The 7,472-nt window shown below is 71.2% G+C and carries 7 protein-coding genes; 2 read left to right on the plus strand and 5 right to left on the minus strand.

All coding sequences use genetic code 11. From position 1 onward, the window contains the following. A partial coding sequence (locus QQK83_RS18240; RefSeq protein WP_284266729.1) for a divergent polysaccharide deacetylase family protein occupies positions 1 to 1,016 on the plus strand: 1,016 nt, incomplete at its 5' end. A 7-nt stretch (positions 1,017 to 1,023) separates the two neighbouring features. Here the strand turns inward: QQK83_RS18240 and trpE are convergent. The 4 genes from trpE to ssb all read right to left on the minus strand — a co-directional run bounded on the left by trpE (position 1,024) and on the right by ssb (position 6,437). Next, positions 1,024 to 2,535, minus strand: coding sequence for an anthranilate synthase component I (gene trpE / locus QQK83_RS18245; RefSeq protein WP_284266731.1), 1,512 nt, complete (start codon positions 2,533 to 2,535; stop codon positions 1,024 to 1,026). Next, entirely contained in the window at positions 2,535 to 4,391 is a 1,857-nt protein-coding gene (locus QQK83_RS18250; RefSeq protein ID WP_284266733.1) for a peptidylprolyl isomerase, read from the minus strand. The genes trpE and QQK83_RS18250 overlap by 1 nt, the downstream gene beginning before the upstream one ends. Positions 4,392 to 4,496: 105 nt before the next feature. Next, complete coding sequence (locus tag QQK83_RS18255; RefSeq protein ID WP_284266735.1) at positions 4,497 to 5,684, minus strand: aminotransferase; 1,188 nt, start codon at positions 5,682 to 5,684, stop codon at positions 4,497 to 4,499. 222 nt (positions 5,685 to 5,906) lie between these two features. Beyond that, positions 5,907 to 6,437, minus strand: coding sequence for a single-stranded DNA-binding protein (ssb, locus tag QQK83_RS18260; RefSeq protein WP_284266737.1), 531 nt, complete (start codon positions 6,435 to 6,437; stop codon positions 5,907 to 5,909). 203 nt (positions 6,438 to 6,640) lie between these two features. Here ssb and QQK83_RS18265 point away from each other — a divergent pair, with 203 nt between their 5' ends. Beyond that, positions 6,641 to 7,219, plus strand: coding sequence for a lytic transglycosylase domain-containing protein (locus QQK83_RS18265; protein WP_459437229.1), 579 nt, complete (start codon positions 6,641 to 6,643; stop codon positions 7,217 to 7,219). Between the two features lie 18 nt (positions 7,220 to 7,237). Here QQK83_RS18265 and QQK83_RS18270 read toward each other — a convergent pair. After that, positions 7,238 to 7,472 (minus strand): hypothetical protein (locus QQK83_RS18270; RefSeq protein WP_349816246.1); only part of this gene is annotated, 235 nt, incomplete at its 5' end.

Consider the following 7,472-nt stretch of genomic DNA (forward strand, 5'->3'; position numbering starts at 1 on the left):
CCGACGGCCCCGCGCGCGCCGATACGGCCAGCGCCCCGACCCCGGCCACCCCGCCGCGTGTGACGCTGCCGCAGGTGGTCGCGCCAGAGCCAGAGCCAGGGCCAGAGCCAGAGCCAGTGCCGGAGGCCGAGGCCGCGCCACAGGCCGAACCGGAACCCGAACCCGAGACCCGGATCGCCCAAGCGGCCCCGCGGCGGATCGTGATGCCGCAGCCGGGCGATGCCCCCGCCGCCGGGCGCAGCCTGCCGCAGGTCACCGCCCTGCCGCCCGAGAGCGCCGCCGCCAGCCCGGCCGAGCCGCCCGAGGCAGAGCCCGTGGCCACGGACGCGCTGCCGAACGCGCTGCGCGACAATGCCGCGGCGTTCGATGCGCCCGCCGGGGGCGCGCTGATGGCCGTGGTGCTGATCGATGCGCCGGACAGCCCGCTTGCCCCCGAGCTTCTGGGCAGCCTCAGCTTTCCGGTCAGCTTCGCCATCGACCCGCTGCGCCCGGATGCCGCGGCCCGCGCCGCCGAGCTGCGCGCGGCCGGCTTCGAGGTGGTGATCTACAGCGACGGGCTGATCCCCGAGGGTGCGGCCCCGATGGATGTCGAAACCGCCCTTGCCGCCGCGCGCGAGACCCTGCCGCAGGCGGTGGCGCTGATGGACAGACCCGACAGCCGCATCCAGGGTGACCGTCCCGTGCTCGACGCCACGGTCGCGGCACTGGCCGACAGCGGCCATGGCCTGTTGGCCTTCCCCCAGGGGCTGAACGCCGCCGAGCAGAGCGCCCGCCGCGCCGAGGTTCCGGCGGCCACGATCTTCCGACTGCTCGATGACGAGGATCAGCGCGCCACGGTCATCACCCGGTTCCTCGGCCGTGCGGGCTTCGCCGCGGGGCAGGACGGCGCGGTGGTGGTGGTGGGCCGCACACGGCCCGACACGGTGACGGCGCTCTTCTCCTGGGCGCTCGGCGCGCGCTCGGAGCAGGTGACGCTGGCCCCGGTGTCGGCGGTGTTGCAGCGGTTGGCGGAGTAGCCCCGCCTCAGCGGTTGCCCCGACCGCTGAACAGCCCCGCATCCTCGGCCGCTCGGCGGATGGCGCGGGACTTGTTGACGGTTTCCTGGAACTCGGCCTCGGGGTCGCTGTCGTAGACCACGCCGCCGCCCGCCTGGATGTAGAGCTTGCCGTCCTTCACCACCGCCGTGCGCAGCGCGATGCACATGTCCATATCGCCGCCCGCCGAGAAATAGCCCACGCCGCCGCCGTAGACGCCGCGCTTTTCCGGCTCCAGCTCGTCGATGATCTCCATCGCGCGGACCTTGGGCGCGCCCGAGACGGTGCCCGCGGGCAGGCCGGCCAGAAGCGCGGACAGCGCATCCTCGCCCTCGCGCAGCTCGCCCACCACGTTCGAGACGATATGCATGACGTGGCTGTACCGCTCGACGATGAATTCCTCGGTCGGGCGCACCGTGCCGATCTTCGCCACCCGGCCCACGTCGTTGCGGCCGAGGTCCAGGAGCATCAGGTGCTCGGCCAGCTCTTTCTGGTCGGCCAGCAGATCGGCCTCGAGCGCGCGGTCCTCCTCGGGGGTGGCGCCGCGGGGGCGGGTGCCCGCGATGGGGCGGATCGTGACCTCGCCGCCGAAGACCCGCACCAGGATCTCGGGCGAGGCGCCGACGACCTGGAAGGGGCCGAAGTTGAAGAAGAACATGAAGGGCGAGGGGTTCGTCCGCCGGAGCGCGCGGTACAGCGCGAAGGGCGGTTCGGGAAACGCCTGCGTCCAGCGTTGCGAGGGCACGACCTGGAAGATGTCGCCCGCGCGGATGTAGTCCTTGGCCGTCTCGACCGCGGCGAGATAGTCGGGCTTGGCGAAATTCGATACCGGTTCTGGCACGGCATGGGCCTCGCCCATCTCGCGGCTGGCGGTGGCCGGCGCGCGCTCGAGATCGCGCAGCGCGTCCGAGACGCGTTCGGCGGCCTGCGCATAAGCCGCCCGCGCCGTCAGGCCCGAGGCGACCCAGGCGGGCGAGACCACGGTGACCTCGCCCTTCACCCCGTCCAGAACCGCGATGACAGAGGGGCGCATCAGCACCGCGTCGGGCAGACCCAGCGGGTCGGGGTTCACGTTCGGCAGATGCTCGACCAGCCGGATCATGTCATAGCCGAGGTAGCCGAACAGCCCCGCCGCGGCGGCCGGCAGCTCGTCGGGCATGTCGATGGCCGATTCCGCCAGCAGGTCGCGGATCGCCTGAAGGGGCGGGGCCGTGCAGGGCTCGAACGCCTCGCGGTCGTAACGCGCGCTGCGGTTCAGGCGGCTGTCCTGCCCGTGGCATTCCCAGATCAGGTCCGGCTTGCAGCCGATGATCGAGTAGCGCCCGCGCACCTCGCCGCCGGTGACGGATTCGAGGATGAAACTGTCCCGCCCCGCATCCGTCAGCTTCATCATCACCGACACGGGCGTGTCGAGATCGGCGGCCAGCCGAGCATAGACCAGCTGGTTCTGTCCGGCGGTCCAGCCGGCCTCGAAGGCGTCGAAATCGGAAAGCTGGGCCATCAGGGGAACTGCGAATGGACGGCGTTGATCATCGACTGGTTCAGGCTGATCCCCGCCTCGGCCTGCACGGCGCGGCCATAGGCCTCGAAGATGTCCTGCGCCATGGATTGCCCGACCGACTGGCTCATGATCTGGGTCAGGATCGCGGTGCCCGGATCGTCGCGGGCGGCGGGGTTTATCCGGTCGAGCCGCGCGATGAAGGCGCGGTCGGCGCCGGGCACCAACACCGTGTCGCCGGGCGTGGACAGGCGGAAGACCTGCGCCACCAGCGTGGGCGGCGCGTCGGGGATGAAATCCTGCCGCCGCACCTGCTGCTCCTGGTCGACGCGACCGAGATCCTCCAGCGTGGCCCCGGTGGCCAGCTGGCCCACCAGCGCCTCGCCGCGGGCGGCAAGCTGGGCGCGCAGCGCGCTTTCGCGCCATGCCTGCGCGACCTCGTCCTCGATCTCGGCCAGCGGCGGCAGGGCGGGCGGCACCGTCTCGTCGAGGCGCAGGGCGAAGAGACCGCCGTCGCTCAGCTCCAGCAGCTCGGGAAAGTCGCCCTCCTCGACGGCGAGCGCGGCCTCGCGGAACGCGTCATAGCCCGCGATCCCGTCCTCGGAGGTGGGGGTGTAGTCGATCTGGCCCAGCACCATCTCGGTGTCGGCGGCCAGCTCCTCCAGCGTTGCGCCGCTGGCCAGCAGATCGTCGACCGGGTCGCGCAGGTCGTCGATGGTCCGGCGCGCGGCCTCGGCGGCCAGTTCGGCGCGCAGCTCCTCGCGGGCCTCGTCGAAGGGCACCTCGGAGGCGTCCAGAACCGCGTTCACCCGGAACAGCGCGGCCCCGCCGAATGTGCTGTCGAGCGGGCCGATGATCTCGCTCTGGGTGTCGGCGAAGATCGCCTCGGCGGTGGCGGCCGGAAGATCCTCGCGCGCCACCTCGCCCAGGTCGATGTCGTCGAGCGTCAGCTCGCGCTCCTCGACCAGCGCGTCGAATGTCGTCTCACCGGCGAGGATGGCGTCATAGGCGGCCTGCGCGTCCGCCTCCTCGAGGAAGGTCAACTGCTCGAGCAGCCGACGCTCGGGCTGGCGGTAAAGCTCGGCGCGGTCCTCGTAGAGGGCGCGCAGCGCCTCTTCGTCCACCGGAACGCTGTCGATCAGCAGGGTGGGCGTGATCCAGGCATAGGTGATGCGCCGCGCCTCGGGGCGGGTGAAGCGTTCGGGCGTCTCGTCGTATTGCGCCTGCAGATCGGCCGGCGTCGGCGCGGGAAGGCCCGCGGGCAAATCCGCCTCGGTCAGGGTGAGCAGGCTGAAATCCCGCGTCTCGCTCTGGTAGGCGACCAGCGTGTCGGTGATCGTCGCATTGGGCTGCAGCCCGCCGATGACGGCCAGTTGCAACAGGCCGCGGGCGGTGTCCTCGCGGACGTTCTCTTCGAACTCGGCAGTGTCGAGCCCGTTCTGGCGCAGCGTGAATTCATAGCTCTCGCGGTCGAACTGCCCGTCGAGGCCCTGGAAGCTCTCGATCTCGGTGATCTGGCGCGCGACCTCGGCATCGCCGACCGAGAGCCCCATTGCGCCGGCCTCATGCGCCAGCGCGGCGCGGGCGACGAGCGATTGCAGCACCGCCTGGTCCACGCCCTGCGCCTGCAACGTCGAAAGGGTGACCGGCTGGCCGGTCTGGGCGATGCGCGCGCGGATTTCCTGGTCGAGGGCACGGGCGTAATCGTCGGCGGTGATCTCGGCCTCGCCGACCTGGCCCACCTGCGAGGCCCCGCCCGAGAAGGAGCCGATGCCGAACCCCGCCAGCGCCACGAAAAGAAGGCCCAGGATCACCCAGACGAAGAGGTTCGAGAGCTTCTTTACAGCTGTCTTCGCCATGCTGCGCGGGTCCTTCTGCCATTGCGTGCCGCCGGGGGCACCGCCCCGTCACTCGGCGTTGATTACGCGTTCGGGCGCGGCGCGGCAAGGCCCGCGCCAGGCCGCTCAGAGGTCGAGCGCGGCAAGTCTGCGCACCACCTCCTCCAGGCCCGCGGCGTCCGCATTGGCAAAGGCGATCCTCAATGTCGCCTCGGCCTGGCCGGTGCCACCCTCGGCGCGCGAAGGGCCGAACATCGTACCCGGCAGCGTGAGAAGGGCCGCGGCCTCCACCATCTCGCGGGCGACCGCGTCCGAGGGTTTGGCGAACGGATGGCGCGCATAGGCGAAATAGGCCCCGCAGCCCAGCAGCTGCCAGCCCGGCAGGCGCTGGAAGCCCGCACTCAGCACATCGCGCCGCGCGAGGATCTCGCGTCGCTCGCCCGCCAGCCAGCGGCCCAGGTTCCGCATCCCCCAGAGCGCGCCGATCTGGCCCACCTGCGGCGCGCAGATGGCGACCGTGTCGAGGAATTTCTCGACCTCGGCCAGCCGCGCCTCGGAGGCCATCAGCGCCCCCACCCGGTGACCGGTCAGCCGGTAGGCCTTGGAGAAGGAATAGAGATGGATCAGCGTGTCGTGCCAGTCGGGGTCGGTGAACAGGTCATGCGGCGCCCCTGCGCGGCTGTGGAAATCGCGGTAGGTCTCGTCGAGGATCAGCGCAAGGCCGCGTGACCGCGCCAGCTCGAGGAAGGCGCGCAGCAGCGCCGGGGGATACTCGACGCCCGCGGGGTTGTTGGGCGAGATCAGCACGATGGCCCGGGTCCTGTCGGTGATCAGCGCCGCCGCCTGCGCAGGGTCGGGCAGAAGATCGTCGCCGGTGGGCAGGTGGACGCTGCGCACGCCCTCCATGTCCAGCCACATCTTGTGGTTGAAATAGAAGGGCAGGGGCAGGATCACCTCGTCGCCCGCACCCGCCAGCGTCGACATCGCCGCGGTGAAGGCCTGGTTGCAGCCCGCGGTCACGGCGACCTGCGCCGCCCGGACCGCGCCACCGTAGGCGGCGGACCATTGCGCCGCCAGTTCCTCGCGCAAGTCGGGCAAGCCGAGCACCGGGCCGTAGAGATGCGAAGCGGGGTTTTCGAGCAAGGCCTCGGCCATGGCGCGCGCGAGCGGCTCGGGCGGGGGATCGACGGGGGCGGCCTGGCTGAGGTTGATCAGCGGCCTGTCCTCGGCAAAGCTCTTGCCCGCGATCCAGCGCCGCGCCTCCATCACCGGGGGCGGAAAGGTCCGGGTGTAGGTCGGATTGGTCGGCTGCATCGCGGCGCTCTCCTGTCACGGGGACCAGCCCCATCTTCATCCTGCAAATATGGCCGCCGGAGGCATCCGCCACCAGCCCCGCGCGCAGCCCCAGGAAACACGAGCGCGGAGCGCTGCCAAGGGCCCAAATCCCTTGCAAGGGATTTGCCGATCGCTTGCAAGCGATCGTGTGAGCCTCTTGCAAGAGGCTGATGCGATCCTTGCAAGGATCGCGCGCCGTCCTCAGAACGGGATCTCGTCGTCGACGTCGCCGCCACCGCCGCCGTAGCTGCCGCCACCGCCGCCGCCGTAGCTGCCGCCACGGTCATCGGGGTAGCCGCCGCCACCGCCGCCGCGGTCGTCGCCATAGCCACCGCCGCCGCCGCCGCCATAAGAGCCGCCGCCACCGCCGCCGCCACCCTCGCGGCTGTCGAGGAAGGTCAGCTCACCCGCGTAGGGGCGCAGCACCACCTCGGTGGTGTAGCGGTCCTGGCCGGACTGGTCCTGCCATTTCCGCGTCTCCAGCTTGCCCTCGATATAGACCTTCGATCCCTTGCGCAGGTATTGCTCGGCCAGCCGCGCCAGCGCCTCGTTGAAGATCGCCACCGAGTGCCATTCGGTCCGCTCGCGCCGCTCGCCGGTGTTGCGGTCCTTCCAGGTTTCCGAGGTCGCAATGCGCAGGTTGCAGACCTTGCCGCCGTTCTGGAACGACCGCACCTCGGGGTCGCGGCCCAGGTTGCCGATCAGGATGACCTTGTTGACGGATCCGGCCATGTCTCGTTTCTCCCCGGTCTTGGCTGTCCAGTCGCCGCGCCCGGAGACGAGTCATCGGGCCGGCGCGTGACGCTTAGATCATCCCATCCTGGTCAAGAAAAGGTTAATCCGGACCCTCGGCAGGCACCGCGGCGCTGCGCACTGGAAATTTTCGCCGATCGGTCTTATTGCTCCGGTGTCACGTCGCGTCCGGACCTTGCCGCATGATGATCCGAACCAGCCCCGCCGCGGCCCTTCTCGCCGCCCTCTGCCTGGGCCTGCCCGCAGCGCCTGCGGCGGCCGACCCGATGGCGCGGTTTGACCGCGCATTGGGCGTGCTGGACAGCCGGGCCTCCTCGCAATACGCCGGCTCGGCCCGGTTGCGGCCCGACTACGACCCCGACGCACCCGCGGTGCCGGTGTTCGGCGGCGGCTACACCGGACCCTGGCTCGAGGTCGCGCGCGCCGCGGCGCGTCGCCACGGCATCCCCGAGGACCTGTTCCTGCGCCTCGTGCAGCAGGAATCGGGCTGGAACCCCGAGGCGGTCAGCCATGCGGGCGCCATCGGGCTGGCGCAGCTGATGCCGGGCACCGCCGAGCTGCTGGGTGTCGATCCGCGTGACCCGACCCAGAACCTCGAGGCCGGGGCGCGTTACCTCGCCATGCAATATCGCGCCTTCCGCCGCTGGGACCATGCGCTTGCGGCCTATAACGCCGGCCCCGAGGCGGTGCGGCGGCATGGCGGCATCCCGCCCTATGCCGAGACGCAGGATTACGTGCGCATCATCCTCGGGTCGGGCTGAGGCCGGGACGGCGTCCGGTCAGGGCGCGTCGGGAACATCCGCCCCAAGTGCCACCAGCCGCGCCTTGAGCACCGGGGCGCGGGCGTCGCCCGCCTCCAGCGCGAAGACGAAGGCATGGGTCAGGTAAAAGGCCGCCGCCGTGCCGGTGGCGGTTTCGGCGGCCTCGGCGTAGAGCCCGATCAGCGCCGGGCGGTCGGCCTTCGCGTGGGCGGCCAGGAGGGCCGCGTCGAGGGCGGCGCGCGCAGGGTCCGCC

The sequence above is a fragment of the Roseicyclus amphidinii genome, from assembly GCF_030163755.1.
Lineage (GTDB): Bacteria > Pseudomonadota > Alphaproteobacteria > Rhodobacterales > Rhodobacteraceae > Roseicyclus > Roseicyclus amphidinii.